The following is a 19,173-nucleotide window of genomic DNA, read 5'->3' as shown; positions in this document are numbered from 1 at the left end:
GTGGTCAACCTGGTCGGCGATCAGGCCACCTGGCACCGCGACGCCGATGCGCCCCTCACCTCGGACATCGTTTCCCTCGCCAAGCCGGTGTCGCGGTGGGTGCGCGAGTCGCGGGAGGCGGCGTCGCTCGCGCAGGATGCGGCGGAAGCGATCGCCGCGGCATGGGAAGCGCCGGGGGGCGTTGCCACGCTGATCCTTCCCGCGGACTGCCAGGCTGGCGAGGTGCCAGGACCCGCGCGCCCGATTTTGCCTGCGCCGGCACCACGGCCCGCCGCCGATCGCATCGAACGTGTCGCTGCGGCGCTGCGCCGCGAGAGTAACGCCGGCCTCTATCTCGGCGGCCGCGCATTGAGTGCTCGCGGGCAGCTCGCGGCAGGGCGCGTCGCGCAAGCGACCGGATGCCGCCTGTTCTCGGAAACATTTCCGGCGCGGTTCGAGCGCGGCGCGGGACTGCCTCGCGTCGACCGGCTTCCCTATTTTCCCGAATGGGTGATCTCGTTCCTCGAAGGCCTGCGGAAGCTGGTGCTTGCGGCGACGACGGAGCCGGTCGCGTTCTTCGGGTATCCCCGCATGCCCAGCCGGCTGAAGCCCGAGGGATGCGAGGTCCTGACACTCGCTGCGCCGGAGGAGGACGTCGAGGCCGCGCTCGAGGCGCTGGCCGACGCCATCGACGCCCCTGCCCCGGCGCCCGCGGTCGCGCAGAAGCAGCAGCAGCCCGACGACGAGTGGACCGCGCAATCGGTTGGGACTGCGCTGGCCGCTCTCCAGCCGGAAGGCGCGATCGTCGTCGACGAGTCGGCCACCACGGGGCTCGGCTACTTCGAGGCCGCGGCCGCCTCGCCGCGCCACAGCCTGCTCACGCTGACCGGAGGCTCGATCGGCATGGGCCCGTGCTGTGCGACCGGCGCCGCCATCGCCTGCCCGGACCGGACGGTGATCAATTTCCAGGGGGACGGCGGCGCCATGTACACGCTGCAGGCGCTGTGGACGCAGGCGCGCGAGCACCTGCACGTGGTGACGCTGATCTGCGCGAACCGGGCCTATCGCATCCTGCAGGTCGAGTCGGCCCGCGCCGGCGTGGAGTCCGGGGAAAAGGCGCTCTCGCTCACGGACCTGTCGCGCCCTCAGCTCGACTGGGTCCAACTCGCCCGCGGCATGGGTGTCGAAGCCTCGCGCGCCGACTCCGTCGGCTCGCTGCATCGCGCGTTGTCCGTCGCCCTCGCCGAGCCCGGTCCGCATCTCATCGAAGTCGCGGTGTAAACATCAGCGGGGTTTGACGGCGGGTTTGAAGGTGTACGGGTCGCTCGGGTTCCTCCCGGCGAGGACGTCCTGCATCCGCAGCTCGACGGACGCGAGCATCTTCGGATGGGTGATCACGTAGAAGCGGTTCTCGCGGACCGCCTCGAAGGTCATGCGCGCGACCTCGGCGGCGCTCAGCCGGCCCGAGACGACCGCCTTTTCCGAGCGCTCGCGGGCCGCGATCTGCGAGGGCCTCGGTGGCGCGTCGTCCGCCAGCTCGGGAGGACGGTTGCGCTCCGAGCTGCGGATGTTGGTGGGCACGAAGGCAGGGCAGAGCACCGAGACGCCCACCTTCGCGCTGGCGAGCCGCAGGTCGTGGAACAGCGTCTCGCTCAGGGTCACCACGGCGTGCTTGCTGACGTTGTAGACGGACATGAGCGGCGCTGACACCAACCCGGCGGCCGATGCCGTATTCACGACGTGGCACTCGCAGTCCTCTCGCAGCATCAGGGGGATGAAGCTGCGGATGCCGTTCACGACGCCCATCAGATTGACGCCGAGGAGCCACTGCCAGTCCTTGAGGCTCGTCTCCCAGACGTATCCGCCACCGCCGGCCACGCCGGCATTGTTGAAGAGCAGGTGCACGGCCCCGAACTTCGCGGTCGCACGATCAGCGAGCTCCTGCACGTCCTCTGCCCTCGCCACGTCGGTGTGAACCCCCAACGCCTCTACTCCGCCTGCGCGGACCTCGCCGACCACCGCGTGGAGCGCGTCATCCTGCACGTCCGCCAACACCAGGTTCATCCGCTTGCCCGCCGCGATGCGCGCGAACTCACGTCCGAATCCGCTGCCCGCGCCCGTGACGACGGCGACCTTGCCGGCCAGATCCTTCATGGTCGTCTCCTCGCGCGTTCGCTTAGCACGCCAGGCAGAAGCAGGCGACCGAGCCGTTTCGCTCTGCGGAACCGCTTTCGGGGACCGGTTGCGAACGCAGGGCGATGTGGAGAAACATGTCGGCCGCCGCATCCCCGGGAGGGGGATCTTCCGCCGCAATCCAACAGCAGAGGAGGAGTTCATGGGAAGCGTCTCGAAATACAGGACGAGGACACGCTGGTTTGCGTCGGTCATCGCCATGTCGGCCACAGCCGCTGCGTGGGCGCAGACGGGCCAGACCGGCACGCCGACCGGGCCGCAGACGGAGAAGCCGCAGGCGCCCGAAACGGCTCCGGCCAAGCCACCGAGCCCGTCACCCGTTCCGGCCTTCGTCTCGCTCGGTCCGTCGCGGGAGGTCAAGCTCGGAGAGAACACCTGGTTCCGCTTTGGCGCCCAGTTCCAGGCCTGGGCCAGGGAAGCGCAGGACCGGATCCTTCAACCGGGAGGAGGGGACGGCGGATACGCCTTCGACTTCTACTGCCGCCGCTGCCGTTTCTTCACGACCGGATCGGTGGTCAAGGACGTGTACTTCAACGTCCTGTTCGAGGCATCGAACCTCGGCAGGGCCGACCCCACTACAGGCGTCAAGAGCTTTGCGGCGCCCTCGATCCTCGACGCGTATGGCCAGGTCAGGTTCGCCGACGCCTTCTGGCTGAGCGGCGGGAGCATCCTGATGCCCTTGTCCCGCAACGGGACGCAGCCGACGACGACCTACCTGAGCATCGACAACGCCAACATCGACAACACGCCGGTCCTGCAGGGCAACTCCAACGTCCTTCGCGACCTCGGCTTCCAGGCAAATGGCTTCTTCCTGGCGAATCATCTCGAATACCGCGTGGGAGTCTTCCAGGGCAGCCGCGCCGCTTCCAAGGGGCCCGCGGCCGCTCCGACCGCCACCGCCGGCCACAACCCACCCCGCTTCGTGAGCATGCTGTCGTTCAATCTCTGGGACACGGAAACGGGGTACGTGAACGGCGGCCACTACTTCGGCAGCAAGAAGGTTCTCGGCGTGATGGGCAACTTCGACTACCAGATCCTGCGCAACCAGGACCCACCGGCGCCAGGGTCCTCCAAGAACCCGTACTACGGCCTCAGCGCCGCCGCCTTCATCAACTTTCCGCTCGCGGGTGCAAATCCCAGGGGCGGCGACGAGCTCGTCGGCCTCCTGCAGGTTGGCTTCTATGACGGCGGGGTGAGGGGAACTCCGAGCGCTACCAACTTCACCGGGACCTATTCCAACGTCCTCAAGCAGTGGAACTACCTTGCCGAGGGCGCGTACTACAACAAGAACCTGCAGTTCTCCATCTTCGGCAAGTTCGAGATGCGGAAGATCAGCAACATGTATTCGACCGCGGTGCAAGGGGCCAACAACCAGATCTGGGTTGCGGGCGGCTTGAAGTACTACGTCGCGCCTGCCAACCTCTTCAACTTCGCCCTCCAGTACGAGCGGGTCCAGTTCCCGGATGCGCCTGCCACGGCGCAGGGCGGCACCAACAATCTCACGTTCCAGATGCAGACGTTTCTCTACTGAGCAAGGACGAAACGACCGGCCCGAGATCGCGCCATGCGTTCCCGAATCGTCAACCGGCGCGATCTCGAGTTCCAGCTCTTCGAAGTGCTCGACATGGATTCGCTCCGCGAGCGGCCGCGCTTCGCGCAGCACTCGCGCGAGACGATGCTCGCCGCGATCGATACGGCGCTGGCCATCGCGGAGGAGAAGTTCGCCCCGCACAACCGCAAGGCCGACGAGCATGAGCCCACCTTCGACGGGCAGGGCGTCCACCTGATTCCCGAGGTGAAGGAGGCGCTCGAGGCGTACATCGCGGCGGGGTTCCTCAGCGCCACCGAGGATTTCGAGAACGGCGGCATGCAGCTCCCGGCGACCGTCGGGCGCGCCTGCCAGGCGATCTTCGCCGCCGCCAACGTCGGCACCACCGCGTACGTTTCGCTGACCATCGGCAACGCTGCGCTCCTTGCCGCGTTCGCCTCGCCGGAACAGAAGGAGCGCTATCTCAAGCACCTGCTCTCCGGCCGCTTCTTCGGGACCATGGCGCTGACCGAGCCGCACGCGGGATCGTCGCTCGCCGACATCCTGACCACCGCAACTCCGAATCCCGACGGCACGTACTCGCTGCGCGGGACGAAGATCTTCATCTCCGCGGGCGATCACGATCTGGCGGAGAACATCGTCCACCTCGTGCTGGCGAAGATTCCCGGGTCGCCTCCCGGCGTGAAGGGGATCTCGCTCTTCATCGTCCCCAAGTATCGCGTCAACGACGATGGCAGCCTCGGTCCGCCCAACGACGTGACGCTTGCGGGCCTCTTCCACAAGATGGGATACCGCGGCACGGTCTCGACGCAGCTCAGCTTCGGCGAGAAGGGAGAGTGCCGGGGCGAGCTCGTGGGACAGCCGAACCAGGGCCTCACGTACATGTTCCACATGATGAACGGGGCGCGCATCGGCGTCGGTCTCGGAGCAGTGATGATCGGGTATACGAGCTATCTGCACGCGCTCGACTACGCGCGGGAGCGCCCCCAAGGCAGGCCTCTCTCCGCGAAGGACCCGCGTTCGCCGCAGGTGCCCATCGTTCAGCACGCCGACGTGCGCCGCATGCTCCTCGCCGCCAAGTCGTATGTGGAAGGCGGGCTCGCGCTCTGCCTGTACGCGGCGAGGCTCGACGACGAGCTCGACACCGCCGCATCGCCGGATGCACGCCGCGACGCGGAGCTCCTGCTCTCGCTGCTCACGCCGGTGGTGAAGGCGTGGCCTTCCCAGTACTGCCTGCAGGCGAGCGACCTCGCCATCCAGGTCTACGGCGGATACGGATACACGCGTGAGTACCCGGTCGAGCAGTTCTACCGCGACAACCGGCTGAACCCGATCCACGAAGGGACGAACGGCATCCAGGCGCTCGACCTGCTCGGGCGCAAAGCGCTGGGCGGTGGGGGAAAGGCGTTGGAGCTCCTCGCGCGTGCGATGCGGCCGGACGTCGAGGCCGCCGGACCCGAGGAGACGCTGCGCGGATTCGGCGCAGAATTGGCGCAGGCCATGGAGCGGCTGATCGCGACTACGCGGCGTCTCGGTGAAGCGGCGGCGCGCGACGTGGAGCGCGGGCTCGCGAACGCCAGCGTCTACCTCGAGGCGCTGGGCCACGTGCTGGTCGCGTGGATGTGGCTGCGTCAGGCGCTGGCCGCGACGCGCGCGCTCGCCGGCCCCCGCGGGCCGGACTCGGACTTCTACCAAGGCAAGCTCGCCGCCTGCCGCTACTTCTTCCGCTGGGAGCTGCCGCGGATCGGACCACAGATCGCGCTGCTCGATTCTCTCGATTCCACCTGCCTGGAGGCGCAGCCAGCCTGGCTGTGAATCGCCGCGATGATCGCGGACGCGCATTATCATCTCGATCCGCGCCTGGAGAGCGTCGAGCAGCTGCTGGCGCAGATGCAGGTGCATGCCATCGGTCGGGTGGCGCTAATCGCCGCGCCCTGCGATCCGCTGCAGGTCGGCAGAGCGGGCGCTGCATTCGTCAGGTTCATGCGCCGCGCGCTCGAAGGCGGCGCGCCGCGGCTCGGGCGGATCCTGTATCGCAGCACGGTGCACCGGTCCGGCCGGGTCTCCTTCCTCAGTCCCAGTGCGCCCATCTACCCAGAGCCCGATAATGACGCGGTGGAGCGGGCGTTTTCGGCGCATCCACACAAGTTCGTCGGCTGGATCTTTCTCAACCCAAGCGCGAAGCCGCCTGTGGAGGAGGCGGAGCGCCGGTTCCGGAATCCGGGCTGGATCGGCGTCAAGGCGCATCCCTTCTGGCATCGCTATCCGGTCGCGGCGCTCGACGACGTCGCGGCACTCTGCCAGGAGCGCGACAAGCCGATGCTGGTCCATCTGGGAGCGGGCGCCGGGCGGGGCGACTTCCGCCGCCTGCCGAAGCGGTTCCCGCGCCTGAAGCTCGTCTATGCGCATGCGGGAATTCCCTGGTACGGCACGCTCTGGGACGACGCCATCCGGCGCGAGAACGTCTTCGTCGATCTCTCCAGTCCGTATCTCGACAAGGCGCTGCGCCATCGCGCGCTTCGGGCGCTGGGCGCGTCACGTTGCCTGTACGGAAGTGACGGGCCGTACGGCTATCCAGGCCGGGACGGCGGCTACGATCACGGCGCGATCCTTCGCCAGATCTCGCAGGCGGGCCTTGCGGCGCAGGATCTCGATCGCGTACTCGGCGGAAACTTCAACTCGCTCGTGGCCGTGTAGCGGGCAGGAGGCAGAGATGGACTTCTCGGAATCGGATCGGACCGGGCGGTGAGCGAGTCTCGCGCCACTGACGTCCGGCTCGACGAGCCGGCGGAAGTGCGCGAGGAGGAGCGGATCGATCCGGCGCGGATCGAGCCGTTTCTCCGGCGCACGCTGCCGGAGGCCACGGGGCCGGTCTCCGTGCTCCAGTTTCCCAAGGGGCACTCGAACCTCACCTATCTGCTGCGCGTGGGGGAGCGTGAGCTGGTGCTGCGGCGGCCGCCATTCGGCGTCAAGGTGAAGAGCGCGCACGACATGAAGCGCGAGTACGACATCCTCTCTGCGCTGAAAGGGGTCTACGGGAGGGCGCCGAAGCCGATCGCCTTCTGCGACGACGAGTCGCTCATCGGGGCAAAGTTCTACCTGATGGAGCGCGTCCGCGGCGTGATCCTGCGTGCCGAAAAGCCGCCCGACGGGATCGCCTTCACGCCGGAGCTGTTGCGAAAGACGTCCACGGCGCTGGTCGATAACCTCGCCGACCTGCACGCCGTCGATGTGACGCATCCGCCGCTCTCGACCATCGGACGGCCGCAGGGGTATGTGGCGCGGCAGGTGAAAGGTTGGACGGAGCGGTACTCCAACGCGAGGACGGACGAGATCCGCGGCGTCGAAACGGCGGCGGCGTGGCTGGGCCGCAACATGCCCGCGGAGAGCGGCACGGCCGTCATCCACAACGATTACAAGTACGACAACGTGATTCTCGACCCGAACGACCTGACGCGGATCGTGGCGGTGCTCGATTGGGAGATGGCGACCGTCGGAGACCCGCTCATGGATCTGGGCACCTTCATCGGCTACTGGGGCGACCCCGACGACCCGCAGGAGTTGCGGACGCGGTCCTATGGCCCCACGTATCTGCCGGGCAGCCTTTCGCGCCTGCAGATCGTCGAGCGGTACGCGGAGAGGAGCGGCCGCGCGGTGGGGTCCATCCTGTTCTATTACGTGTTCGCGCTCTTCAAGATCGCCGTGATCGTGCAACAGATCTACAAGCGGTACGTCGACGGGCAGACGCGCGACCCGCGCTTCGCCAGCCTCATCCATTGGGTGCGGGTGATGGCGGGGAGCAGCGGTGAGCGAAGCGGAGGACATTCCCCAGGGGTTCAAGGCGCTCCAGCGCGGCAGCAGCCGTTTTCTGTCCATGCTCGGGCCGCTCTACGCCAAGGACGAAGGCAACGGCGTCGTCATCGGGCTGCGCATCGACGAGAGGCATCTCAACACCCGCGGCGTCGCGCACGGCGGCATGCTGGTCACGCTGGCGGACAGCGCGCTGGGGATCGTCATCGCGATGTCGCGCACGCCGCCACACCCGATGGCAACCGTGAACCTCACCGCCGACTTCGCCGACGTTGCGCGCGCCGGAGACTGGGTGGAGGCGCGCGTCGACGTGCAGAAGATGGGAAAGCGTCTCGCCTTCGCGAACTGCCATCTCTGGATCGGGGAGAGGCGTATCCTGCGCGCCAGCGGTATCTTTGCCGCGGTGGCTGAGAAGTGAGGCTGCACATGAACGTCAAGGACCTGTTCGATCTCTCCGGCAAGACGGCATTGATCACCGGCGGTTCCCGCGGCCTGGGGTTGCAGATCGCGGAGGCGCTCGGGGAACTGGGCGCGAAGGTGGCCATCACCGCCCGCAAGCAGGGGGAATTGGACGAAGCCGCCGCGCGGCTCTCGGAGCAAGGCATCGAGACGCTGACGATCGCCGGTGACCTGTCGAAGTTCGACACCATTCCGGGCATGGTGGAGAAAGTCGTGGCCCGCTACGGCACGGTCGACATCCTCGTCAACAACGCCGGCACCACCTGGGGCGCGCCCGCGGAGGAGCATCCGCAAGAGGCGTGGCACAAGGTGATGAACCTGAACGTGAACGCGATGTTCTTCCTCAGCCAGGAGGTCGGTCGCCGCTGCATGATTCCGCGCCGCAAGGGAAAGATCATCAACATGTCCTCGGTCGCCGGCCTGCGCGCGCACGCCAGCGGGATGACGACCATCGCCTACACCACCAGCAAGGCAGCCGTGCTCCACTTCACGCGCGCGCTTGCGGCCGAGTGGGGGAAGTACGAGATCAACGTCAACGCCATCTGCCCCGGGTTCTTCCCGTCCAAGATGTCGCGCGGGCTTCTGGAGGTGATCGGCGACGACGTGATCGCTCACACGCCGCTGGGCCGTCTGGGTGGCGAGGAGGATCTCAAGGGCATCGCCGCGTTCTTTGCCTCCGAAGCCTCGCGCCACGTCACCGGGCAGTACATCGCCGTGGATGGAGGAGCGTCGCTCTAAGGCGCTTGCGAGCGATTCAAGCGATCGCGCCCGCGGCGATCGCGCCGAGGCTCAGCGACGCAACCGCGATCCAGAGCGCGACCCCGAGCAGGAGTGGCCGCGTGCCGACCGCCCGGACGGAGCTGCGTGTGAGGCTTGCCCCGATGAGGAAGAGGGTGACCACGAGCGACTGTCTCGCGACCGCGGCGGTGACGTGGCCCGCCCGTTGGAGCGAGGGAATGTAGGTGACCAGCGCAGCCACCGCGACGAATCCAGCAATGAACCACGGCCTGCCCGGCTTCGCCTTGGTGTCCTCGCCGCTGACGCTGCGGTGCCAGGCAGCGATGGCGAGCGTGAGCGGCACGATCCAGAGAGCACGGGCAAGCTTGACGGTGGTGGCGATTTCGACGGCCGTTCCACCCCAGGAGACGGCAGCGCCGACCACGGAGCTGGTGTCGTGGATGGCGAGGGCGCTCCAAAGGCCGAACTGCGCGTCGCGCAACCCGACGACGTGGCCGATGGCGGGGAAGAGGAACAGGGCGAAGGCGTTGAGCAGGAAGACCGTCCCCAGCGCGACCGACGTCTCGTGTTCCTTGGGCCGGAGCACCGGCACCACCGCAGCGATCGCGCTGCCGCCGCAGATGGCCGTGCCCACCGAGATGAGCATTCCGACATTGCGGCCGACGCCGAACAGACGGGCGAGGATCGCCCCGAGCGCCAGCGCGGTGGCGATGCCTGCGACGGTGTACAGGATGCCGTGCGCGCCGACGCGCGCGACGATCCGCAGGTCCATCCCCGCGCCGAGGCCGACGACGGAGAGCGCGAGCAGCTTGCCGGTCACTCTACGAGTGCGGTCGAGCCACGGATTGCCGAAGGCGAGCGCGAGCACGAGGCCAAGCAGAAGTCCCGCGCCGGTGGAGACGAACGGGAAGGCGCAGATCGCCATGCCGGCGGGGACGGCGAACGCGCCTGGCGCGGGGAAACGTCGCATCGGAGCCCCTCTCACCAGATGCGCACGCGCTCCGGCGGCGCCAGGTAGAGCGCCTCTCCGGCGTTCGGGTGGAAGGCGGCGTACCACGCATCCAGGTTGCGGACCGTATCGGCGCGGTACTCGGCGGGCGCGTGCCCGTCGGTGACCACCTGCTGGCGCAGCGCCGGCTCGCGAATCTTGTTGCGCCAGGTCTGTCCGAAGCTGAGGAAAAACTGCTGGTCGCCGCTGAATCCTTCCCAGGGCGGCGCGTCCTTGCCACCGAGCGAGATCCGGTACGCATCGTACGCTGCAGCCAGTCCGGCGAGGTCGGCGATGTTCTCGCTCAGGGTCTGCTCGCCATTGACGTGGATGTCGGGGAGGGGACGGTAGGCGTCATACTGCTTCACGAGCTGCTCGGCCGATGCCCGGAAATGGGCGTAATCCTGGTCCGTCCACCAGTTCTGCATCCTGCCAGTCGCGTCGAAGAGCGCCCCTTCGCTGTCGAAACTGTGGCTGATTTCGTGTCCGATGATCGCTCCGATGGACCCGTAATCCATCACCGCTGGTCTCTGCGGGTCGAAGTAAGGCGGCTGCAGGATGGCCGCGGGGAAGTTCAACGCGTTCATCGCCGGGAGGTTCACTGCGTTGACCAGATGGGCGTCCATCACCCATTCGGAGCGATCGACGGGCTTGCCCAGCTTCTCGAGCGCGTAGCGGTAATCGAAGAGCTCGGCACGCTGCCAGTTGCCCAGCGCGTCGCCGCGCACCACCTCGAGCCCCGAATAGTCGCGCCACTTGTCCGGATACCCGACGCCCACCTTCAGCACCGACAGCTTCGCCTTCGCCTTTTCCTTGGTCTGCGGTGACATCCAGTCGAGCGCGTCGATGCGGCGGGCGAAGGCGGCGATCTCGTTGCGGACCATGTCCTGGACCCGCGCCTTTTCCGAAGGCGGAAAGTAGCGCTCGACGTAGAGCTTCCCCACGGCCTCCCCCATCGACGCATCGGTCACTGTGACCGCGCGCTTCCAGCGGTCGCGCAGCTTGAGCGCGCCTGTGAGGGTCTTGCCGCGGAAGTCGAAGTTCGCGTCCACGAACGCGCGCGGGAGGAAACCGGCGACGTGCATGAGCGCATGGAACGTCAGGTATTCCTTCCAGGTGGTCAGGGGCTGGTCGCGAACGATCGCGGCGATGCCGCTGATTGCGCTGGGCTGCCAGGCGACGAATTCCTGGCGCCGCGCCAGCTCGGGAGCCGCGCCCGAGAAAAACACATCCCAGTCCAGACCCGGCGCCTTGGTCGTGAAGTCGCTTCGCTTCCAGTGGTTGTTTCCGGCCTTTGCGCTTTCCGTCTGCGCCACCGTCCAGTGAACTTCGGCGATGCGCCCCTCCATATCGACGATGCGGTGCGCCGCGCCTTGTGGATCGCGCACTTCGGCGAGCTGGAGCAAGTTGGTGACGTACGACAGGTACTTCGCGCGCACCTCCGCCATCTTGGACGAGGCGCTCAGATAGTAATCGCGGTCGGGCATGCCCAGGCCGCCCTGCAGCAGGAACGGCGAGTAGTGTGCGGGATCGTCGAGGTCTTGCGCCACCCAGAGCCCGAACACGTTGTCCGTATAGAGGGAGGTGCTGTTCAGGACGTCCACGTCGGCCCGCAGCGTGGTCCCGAGATGGTGTGCGAGCTGCTTCTTGTCGGAGATCCGGGCGATCTCGTCGAGCCTGGGCCGGAGCGGAGCGAGGCCCTTCGCCTCGATCCCCTCCTCGTCCATGAAGCTGGCATAGGTGTCGCCGATCTTCTTTGCTTCTCCGGACGCAGCCGCTTTGGCGGCCTCCTGGATCAGATCGGACGTCCGCTTCGCGGTCAGCTCGGTGAGCATCGCGCCGTTGCTCCAGCTGCTGCGGTCCGGCGGGATCTCGGTGGACTGGAGCCAGCGCCCGTTGGCGAAGCGGAAGAAGTTGTCGCCGGGCTTCACGGCCGGATCCATTCCCTTCACGTCCAGCCCGTGATCCGGCGAGGAAGCGGAACTCCGGTCGGCCGCCGCGGGGCCCGTTGGCTTCGAGGGCGCGGATGCACAGCCGAGAACGGTAGCGAGCACGGCAAGTCTTCGGTGCATGGGCGCGCATCCTGCCACGGCTCGATTGCAGCGCAATCAGGTCGAGCGTCGCCATCGAAGTGGTTTATGGTTCACGTGGTGGCGGCGTGATCACGGCGAGCGACGAGCAGTTGACGTCGGGCACTGCACTGGCGATTTCCGAGCTGGTGCGGCGCCGCAAGGTGAGCGCCGAGCAGGTCGCTCTCGCGCACCTTGCGAGGATCGAGCGGCTGGACGGCGCGTTCGGTGCCTTCCAGGTGGTTGATCGCGAGCGCGTTCTCGCCGACGCGCGCGCCGTCGACACGGATGCGTCGCGGCGAGACGGACCGCTGGCCGGCGTGCCCGTCGCAGTGAAGGACAACGTCGACGTCAAAGGGTTGCCGACGCGGCACGGCTCGGCGGCCACGCCCGATCGGCCCGCTGCGGCGGATGACGAGCTGGTGCGGCGCCTGCGTGCCGCGGGAAGCGTCGTGCTCGGCAAGACGCGGATGCCGGAGCTCGCCATCTGGCCCTTCACGGAATCCGCGGCGTTCGGAGTGACGCGCAACCCGTGGTCGCCGGATCACACCGCGGGCGGATCGAGTGGCGGCAGCGCGGTCGCGGTCGCGACGCGCATGGCCGCGCTGGCGCTCGGGTCCGACGGTGGCGGCTCGATCCGGATCCCTGCAGCATGCTGCGGAGTCTTCGGCTTCAAACCGGCGCCGGGCCTGGTACCGCTCGCGGGTGGATCGGAGAGCCACTGGCTGGGCCTCTCTGCTTTCGGGCCTCTTGCCCGCACGGTTGACGATGCCGTGCTGATGATGGACGTCCTCGCCGGTCGCCCGGCGCGTTCCGCACGGGATCCGGCGCCGGCGTTGCGAATCGCGGTATCGCTCCGTCCGATCGTACCCGGCAGCCGCATCGACCCGGAGGTCGCCACGGTGGTCGAGGAAGTCGCCCGGCGGCTCCGCGAGGCAGGTCAAACGGTCGTCGAGGCGGATCCCCCGTATCCGTTGGACGGGGGCCTCCGCTTCATGCGGCGGTGGCTGCCGGGCATTGCCGAGGATGCCGAAGGACTCGACCTCTCGCGCGTCGAACCGCGGACGCGCCGCATGGTCCGCGCGGGCAGGCTGCTCCGCCGGCTGCGGCTCGCCGCACCCGTCGCGCGCGAGCCGCTCGGCGGCCGCATGCGGGAATGGTTCGGCGACCACGACTTGCTGATGACGCCGGTCCTGGCGTCGCCACCCGTGCGGCATCACCGCTGGACCGCGGGGTGGATCCGCACCACCCTGGGAACCGCCAGGTGGATCCAGACGGCGGTGTGGAACCTGACTGCTTTCCCGGCCGCGTCCGTGCCGGTCGCGCTTTCGGCGGAGCACCTTCCCCTCGCGGTGCAACTGGTCGCACTTCCGGGGGCCGAGGACACGATTTTCGCCGCGGCCCGGCAGCTCAGCGATCTCATGGCCTTCCCGGCGTGGGGGTCGGATTCGTAGCTCGCGGATGCAGTCGCGGGATGCGCCGCGTCATCCGACTCGGTGCGGTGGTGCTGGCGTCATGGCCCGCCAACAGAGTAAAGGACGCCCGACAAGGCTCGGTCCCCACGAGCCCATCCGGGGGCAACATGAACATGCGTCGCATTCTGACCGTCAGGTCCGGTCTCGTCGTAGCCGCAGTGCTCGCGGTCGTCGCCGTCGCAGGCTGTGGTGAAGGCGCTCCGGCACCGACAGAAGCGTCGCAGGCCCAGGGGCTGAGCGAATCCCAGTCCCAGTTGCCGCCGTTCAACTTCGAGGTCAGGACGTTGTCGAATCGCGCCGACCTGATCAGCGGCGGCGATGCGCTGGTCGAGGTGCGGGTGCCGAAAACGGTGCCGCTTCACCAGGTGACGCTGTTCCTCAACGGTCGGGACGTCACGAGCACGTTTCGCACCGATGCGTCCGAGCGTGTCATGCGCGGCGTGCTGACCGGCATGGTGCCACGAGGGAACGAATTCCTCGCCGACTCCAACGGCCGCGGCCTCGGGCGGCCGCGTGCCTCGCTGACCATCACCAACCATCCGATCGGCGGACCGGTCCTGCTCGGCTCGCAGACGACGCCATGGATCTGCGCGACGCCCACTGCCGTGCCCGCCTCGGGCAATACGCCAGCGTCGAACGCGAGCGGCCTGACGACGTTTGCCGTCGACGCGCAATGCAACATCGCGACGGAGTACAAGCTGTTCTACCGAACCACGACCTCGCCTTGCTCGGCCGCGCTGCCGGATCCGAGCCCCCCGGCCGCGCCACCGGCGAACGCATGCTTCAAGCCGTATACGGTCGGCACCACGCCCACGGATCTCGCAACGACCACGACGACGCATGGCCTCACGGTCCCGTACATCGTGCGCGTCGAGCGCGGAACGCTGAACCGGGGCATCTACGACATCGCGGTGCTGTTCGACCCGGCCAAGCCGTGGTCGGCGCTCGCGCCGCAGGCGCAGTGGAACGGCAAGGTCGTCTACAGCTTCGGCGCTTCGACAGGCCAGCCGCGCCTTCAATTCCGCACCGAGCAGAACTGGGCCGACGACTCGGCGCTGTCGCGGGGCTTCATGGTCGTCGACAACAGCCTCACCGATTCGTTCTACAACTCGAACCGCATCCTGGTGAACGAAACGCTGATGATGATGAAGGAGCACATCGTCGATACATACGGCGAGATCAAGTACACGCTCGGCAATGGCTGCTCGGGCGGCTCCATCCAGCAGAACACGGTAGCTTCCACCTTCCCGGGCCTGCTCGACGGCATCCAGCCAAGCTGCGACTACCCGGATTCGATCACCACCGGCCTCGAGGTCATCGATTGCGTGCTGCTGGTGAACTTCTACGCCGGCTCGGACTGGACGGCGCTGATGGCAGGCAAGATGCAGGCGCAGGTCAATGCGAAGAAAGCGGCGATCAACGGTCACCTCGACCAGCGGGGTTGCCAGTCTTGGAACAACGCATTCGGGTTCAACAACAAACCGGGCAACTACGTGCGAACGCTGGTCCTCGACCAGACGACGGGCGCGATGGGAGTCATTCCGGGCGAGCAGCCGCGAAACAACTGCCTGCTGCCCGCTGGGCTCGTCTACGATCCGGTGACCAATCCGAACGGGACGCGGTGCGGCGATCCGGACCTCGCCACCGCAGTCTGGGGCACCACAGGCGGAATTCCTCCCAACAGCACGCGCGCGCGTCAGACGGGCGACAACGTCGGCATCCAGTACGGTCTGAAGGCGTTGGTCTTGGGTGCGATCACTGCTGAGGAGTTCGTCACACTCAACGAGAAGATCGGCGGCGTCGATGCCGATTCGAACCGCAGGGCAGCCCGCAGCACCGCCGACCGCGCGGCGCTCGACATCGCCTACAGGGCGGGCATCGTCTCGAGCGGCAAGAACCTGGGCAAGCTGCCCATCATCGATTCGCGCGGCTGGGACGAGCAGGGCATCCACTATATCTGGCGCAGCTTCTCGGAGCGGGCCCGCATCGACGCAGCCAACGGCGGCAACCACGGCAACCAGGTGATGTGGCGCTACGGGACCGGGCTTTTGCCCGGCACTGCGGCGCAAGTTGCCGCGGTGACGTTGCCGTCGCTGCTGACGATGAACACCTGGCTGGACAACCTGAACGAAGGCGCGCCGAAGGAGACGCTGAATTCGGTGCGCACGCAGGAGCAGGTGATCGCAGCGAAGCCGGCGAACGCGGTCGACTTCTGCTACCTGTTCGCCGATACGACATTCTCGACCAAAGTCTTCGACATGGCGGTCTGCGATGCCGATACGCCCCAGGCCGACGGCCTCGGCCGGCTGGCGAAGCGGGCGTCGCCGCGTCAGGTCGCCGGCGGGCGGTTGACCGAAAACATCCTGAAGTGCCAGCTCAAGCCGCTCGACACCGCCGACTACCTGCCGGCGACATTGAACACCGCTCAACTCGCGCGCATGGACGTGGCCTTCCCCGGCGGCGTCTGCGACTGGAGCAGGCCGGGTGTCGGGCAGCAGGATCCGGTCTCGCCGCTGACCTTCACGGCGGGTCCGGGCGGACTGCCACTGCCGCCTGAGCCGGTGTCGGTGGTGTCGCGCGATCACTGAAGCCTTATCGCGGTTTCACAAACGTCGCTCGCGCGCGAATGCGACGAACCAGTCCAACGATGCCGGATTCGCCATGGCGTCGGGGTTCGCGGACCGCTCGATCGGGTGCCCGAGAAGGATCTTCCTGACAGGCACTTCCATCTTCTTGCCTGAGAGCGTCCGCGGCACCTCCGGAATGGCGAACACCTCGTCGGGCACGTGGCGGGGAGAGATTTTCGTGCGGATGGCGTCGAACAGCCTCCGGCGCAGATCCGCCGGCACGCCCGCGCCGCTCTCGCGCAGGACCACGAACAGGGGCAGGAATGATTCCCGGCCGAGGTACTCGAGGTCGACGACCAGCGAGTCCGCCACTTCGGGGAATTCCTCCACGACGCGGTAGATCTCGCTCGTTCCCATGCGAATGCCGTGGCGGTTGATGGTCGAATCGGAGCGACCGTAGATGATCGCGGTGACCGATTCGGGGCGCGGAATCAGCCGCAGCCAATCGCCGTGTCGCCAGAGGCCGGGCCAGGTCTCGAAGTAGCTTTCGCGATAGCGCTTGCCGTCGGGGTCTCCCCAGAAGTGAAGGGGCATCGACGGCATCGGCTCGGCGATCACGAGCTCGCCGACCTGGTCCATCACCTCGCGCGCCTCCTCGTCTAGCGCCCGCACTGCGACGCCCAACCCGCGGCACTGCATTTCACCCGCATACACCGGCAGGACCGGACACGACGTGAGAAAGGCCGCGCCCGCTTCCGTCCCGCCGGAGATGGAGGCGAGCAGCACGTCCGGGTGCACGTGCTCGTACACCCAGCGGCAGGCCTCCGAGGGAAGCGGCGAGCCGGTCGATCCGACGCCGCGCAATCCGGAAAGGTCGTGGTCCTTCCGCGGCGAGATCCCCGCCTTGATGCAAGCCGACAGGTACGCGGGGCTGGTTCCGAGGAAGGTCGCGCCGTTGCGGGCGGCGAAGCGGAACAATGCCCCCGGCTCCGGCCAACCGGGGTGGCCGTCGAGCTGCAGGATGGTGCAGCCCGAGGCGAGCATCGCCACCCACAGGTTCCACATGATCCAGTTCGTCGAGGAGAACCAGAGGAACCGGTCGCCCTCGCCAACGTCGAATTGCAAAGCGGCGGCCTTGAGGTTCTCGAGGATCGCGCCGCCGTGTCCGTGCACGATGGCCTTCGGCATCCCGGTCGTGCCGGACGAATAGACGACCCAGAGCGGGTGCGAGAACGGAACGGGCGTGAATGCCAGCGGCGCTGGCGTGGCGATCGCCTCGATGAACGCGATGGCGCGCGGCGTTCCGGGCACGTCGATGGAGGCCCCGGGATCGAGGTGCGGCACCATCACGACCGCCTCGACGGATGGCAGCTCCCGAACGATCTCGCGCACCGTCTCTCGGCGGTCGAACGCCTTCCCGCCATAGCGGTACCCATCCACTGCGAAGAGCACCTTCGGTTCGATCTGGCGGAAGCGGTCGACTACGCCGGGAGGACCCATGTCGGGCGCCGCGCTGGACCAGACCGCGCCCAGGCTCGCGCTCGCGAGCATGGCGACGACGGACTCGGGGACGTTCGGCAGGTAGGCGGCTACGCGATCACCAGACCGGACGCCGAGACGCGTGAGCGTCGCGGCCAGCGCCCCGACCTGTGCGCCGAGGGTGCCCCACGACAGCTCGAGCCGCGGCCGCGACTCGGACTCGAAGACGAGAGCCGTGCGCGACATCCATTCCGGACGGAGCGCGCGCCAGAGCGACTGTTCCGCGTAGCTTACCGTCGCGCCTTCGAACCAGCGCGCGCCGGGCATCACGCGGCGCTCGAGCACGCGCTGGTAAGGGCGATGCGAGATCACCCGGCAGAAGTCCCAGACCGACGCCCAGAACGCCTCCAACTCCCCTACCGACCAGCGCCAGAGCGCGTCGTAGCCATCGAAGCGCAGGCCTCGCTCCCGCTCGAGCCAGCGCCGGTAGCGGGTGATTCCGGCGGACTCGATCCGTGCGGGTGACGGCGCCCACAGACGCTCCGGCGCAGCGTCGGTCAACTTCGCCTCCTGCGGGGGATGCTAGCGCAGTGTCGGATGGCGCGCCTCGCAGGAGTCGAACCTGCGGCCTGCGGCTTGGCGCTCCTTCACGGCACCTCAACCGTCGTGACTGTGCCGTCCGGCAGCTCCACCCGCCAGGTCCCGGCGCCGAGTTTGGGCAGGGGCGCGGCGCCCAGGACATCCGCACTCGTGGGCTGGCCGTCATGCACGGTCACGTTGCCATGGTCGATCGGCTCAGCACCGGCGATGAGGCCAAGCGCCGCCGTGCAGAAGGCCTGCGCCGGCGGGTTCTCCACAGTGATGCTCAGACGAACTGGCAAAGCCCTGTCAGGAAGCGGGTCGCCCGCCTTGCCGTTGTCCTCAACCAGCAGGACCAGCCGCTGGACCGCCCCGCCGGCGTTCTCCAGCACCTCGCTGCCCGCGGCTGCCAGGTTGTCCACGACTACGAGGCACTCGACCGGCGTGTCGACGTCGAAGGTGGGGTCCGGAAAAGTGACGCGGAGGTGGCCGCGCGGGTCCTCGCCAAGCGGACCGGCGATCGCACCGACGCTGAAGCGTTCACCGGTGATAGCGGCCCCAAACTCGCCCGCGCCTACCATGAAGTCCATTGACGGATTGGGGTTATCGGATTGGATGGCGCTGGCGCTCGGTGCGTACAGCACCAGGCCGAACAGCAGCGCCTTGGGGGCCGTGACACCTCTCTTCATGGCTGCCTCCCTGTCCTGCGACCCTCGCGCCTGCGCTGTGTCGGCGCGGGCAGCCGCGATGCCGACCGGGGCGAAAGGACGGTTCTGTCGCCTTCCTCCCCTCCTCCCCAGACAGTTTCCAACCCTATTAACCGCGGCGGGGGTCTGCCAGCCCCGCCGCGCAGGGCGTCAAGGCGGAGCGCTTCGCGCTGCTCCGCTTCTCGGACTTCGTCGACCTCCTGGGCCAGCACAGGGGCGATGCTCCTGTGGGCGAAGCCGATCCCGAAGAAGCTGCGCTTGCACGACACGCGGCACACGACGGCGACGCTCCTCCTCGCGGGTGGCTCGGACCTCTACGCCGTCGCGCGGCTCTTGCGCCCCGGATCCCAAAGTGACCGCACCGTTCTACGAATCGACCTGACTGCTTCCTTGGAGGGCTAAGACATCGTCGATAATGATCGATTTGCCCCTGCCTATCGCGGTCGCCTCAACCCGCAGGCAGGTAGCCTCGTCCATGAGGCCCGTACGTGGGCATCGAGGAGAAGCGAGATGCTCGCCGCCTCGGCTCACCTCTGTTCCGGTCTTCCCCATGGCGACTCCGATGTCGGCCTGCTTCAGCG

Annotated in this window: 14 protein-coding genes and 1 pseudogene; 10 read left to right on the top strand and 5 right to left on the bottom strand. The window is 67.7% G+C overall.

The window, feature by feature from the left end; all coding sequences use genetic code 11:
- On the top strand, nt 1-1,260 hold a 1,260-nt coding region (locus tag E6J58_00530), incomplete at its 5' end, for an acetolactate synthase large subunit (GenBank protein ID TMB44088.1).
- Nucleotides 1,261-1,263: 3 nt separating this feature from the next.
- Here E6J58_00530 and E6J58_00525 read toward each other — a convergent pair.
- A complete protein-coding gene (locus E6J58_00525) occupies nt 1,264-2,133 on the bottom strand; it encodes an SDR family oxidoreductase (protein ID TMB44087.1) in 870 nt (289 codons plus the stop codon).
- A gap of 181 nt (nt 2,134-2,314) precedes the next feature.
- Here E6J58_00525 and E6J58_00520 point away from each other — a divergent pair, with 181 nt between their 5' ends.
- From E6J58_00520 to E6J58_00495, 6 genes and pseudogenes are all read left to right on the top strand, one after another.
- Nucleotides 2,315-3,703: a hypothetical protein gene (locus E6J58_00520; GenBank protein ID TMB44086.1), complete on the top strand. Its 1,389-nt coding sequence runs from the start codon at nt 2,315-2,317 to the stop codon at nt 3,701-3,703.
- A gap of 33 nt (nt 3,704-3,736) precedes the next feature.
- Nucleotides 3,737-5,536 carry an acyl-CoA dehydrogenase gene (locus E6J58_00515; protein TMB44085.1) on the top strand — a complete coding sequence of 600 codons (1,800 nt, stop codon included), beginning with the start codon at nt 3,737-3,739 and terminating at the stop codon, nt 5,534-5,536.
- A gap of 9 nt (nt 5,537-5,545) precedes the next feature.
- A complete protein-coding gene (locus E6J58_00510; protein ID TMB44084.1) occupies nt 5,546-6,418 on the top strand; it encodes an amidohydrolase in 873 nt (290 codons plus the stop codon).
- A 48-nt stretch (nt 6,419-6,466) separates the two neighbouring features.
- Nucleotides 6,467-7,507, top strand: a pseudogene (locus tag E6J58_00505) (phosphotransferase family protein).
- A gap of 88 nt (nt 7,508-7,595) precedes the next feature.
- Nucleotides 7,596-7,949 (top strand): PaaI family thioesterase, encoded by a 354-nt coding sequence (locus E6J58_00500; GenBank protein ID TMB44083.1) that lies wholly within the window; start codon nt 7,596-7,598, stop codon nt 7,947-7,949.
- An 8-nt stretch (nt 7,950-7,957) separates the two neighbouring features.
- Complete coding sequence (locus tag E6J58_00495; GenBank protein TMB44089.1) at nt 7,958-8,728, top strand: SDR family oxidoreductase; 771 nt, start codon at nt 7,958-7,960, stop codon at nt 8,726-8,728.
- 16 nt (nt 8,729-8,744) lie between these two features.
- Here E6J58_00495 and E6J58_00490 read toward each other — a convergent pair whose 3' ends face one another.
- Both E6J58_00490 and E6J58_00485 read right to left on the bottom strand, forming a co-directional pair.
- Nucleotides 8,745-9,698: a putative sulfate exporter family transporter gene (locus E6J58_00490; protein TMB44082.1), complete on the bottom strand. Its 954-nt coding sequence runs from the start codon at nt 9,696-9,698 to the stop codon at nt 8,745-8,747.
- 11 nt (nt 9,699-9,709) lie between these two features.
- On the bottom strand, nt 9,710-11,788 hold the full coding sequence (locus tag E6J58_00485; protein ID TMB44081.1) for a M13 family metallopeptidase: 2,079 nt from the start codon (nt 11,786-11,788) through the stop codon (nt 9,710-9,712).
- Between the two features lie 8 nt (nt 11,789-11,796).
- Between E6J58_00485 and E6J58_00480 the strand changes: the two genes are divergently transcribed.
- On the top strand, nt 11,797-13,239 hold the full coding sequence (locus E6J58_00480; protein TMB44080.1) for an amidase: 1,443 nt from the start codon (nt 11,797-11,799) through the stop codon (nt 13,237-13,239).
- A gap of 134 nt (nt 13,240-13,373) precedes the next feature.
- Nucleotides 13,374-15,848, top strand: coding sequence for a hypothetical protein (locus tag E6J58_00475; GenBank protein ID TMB44079.1), 2,475 nt, complete (start codon nt 13,374-13,376; stop codon nt 15,846-15,848).
- A gap of 15 nt (nt 15,849-15,863) precedes the next feature.
- Here the strand turns inward: E6J58_00475 and E6J58_00470 are convergent, their stop codons facing one another.
- On the bottom strand, nt 15,864-17,867 hold the full coding sequence (locus E6J58_00470) for an acetoacetate--CoA ligase (GenBank protein TMB44078.1): 2,004 nt from the start codon (nt 17,865-17,867) through the stop codon (nt 15,864-15,866).
- 86 nt (nt 17,868-17,953) lie between these two features.
- On the bottom strand, nt 17,954-18,574 hold the full coding sequence (locus E6J58_00465) for a hypothetical protein (GenBank protein ID TMB44077.1): 621 nt from the start codon (nt 18,572-18,574) through the stop codon (nt 17,954-17,956).
- A gap of 237 nt (nt 18,575-18,811) precedes the next feature.
- Here E6J58_00465 and E6J58_00460 point away from each other — a divergent pair, with 237 nt between their 5' ends.
- Nucleotides 18,812-18,994, top strand: a complete 183-nt coding sequence (locus tag E6J58_00460; protein TMB44076.1) for a hypothetical protein — start codon at nt 18,812-18,814, stop codon at nt 18,992-18,994.
- Nucleotides 18,995-19,173 lie beyond the last annotated feature (179 nt).

This window comes from Deltaproteobacteria bacterium, from assembly GCA_005879535.1.
GTDB lineage: Bacteria > Myxococcota > Myxococcia > Myxococcales > 40CM-4-68-19 > 40CM-4-68-19.
The sequence above is the reverse complement of the archived record's forward strand: the minus strand, read 5'-3'. Positions and strand labels throughout refer to the sequence as shown.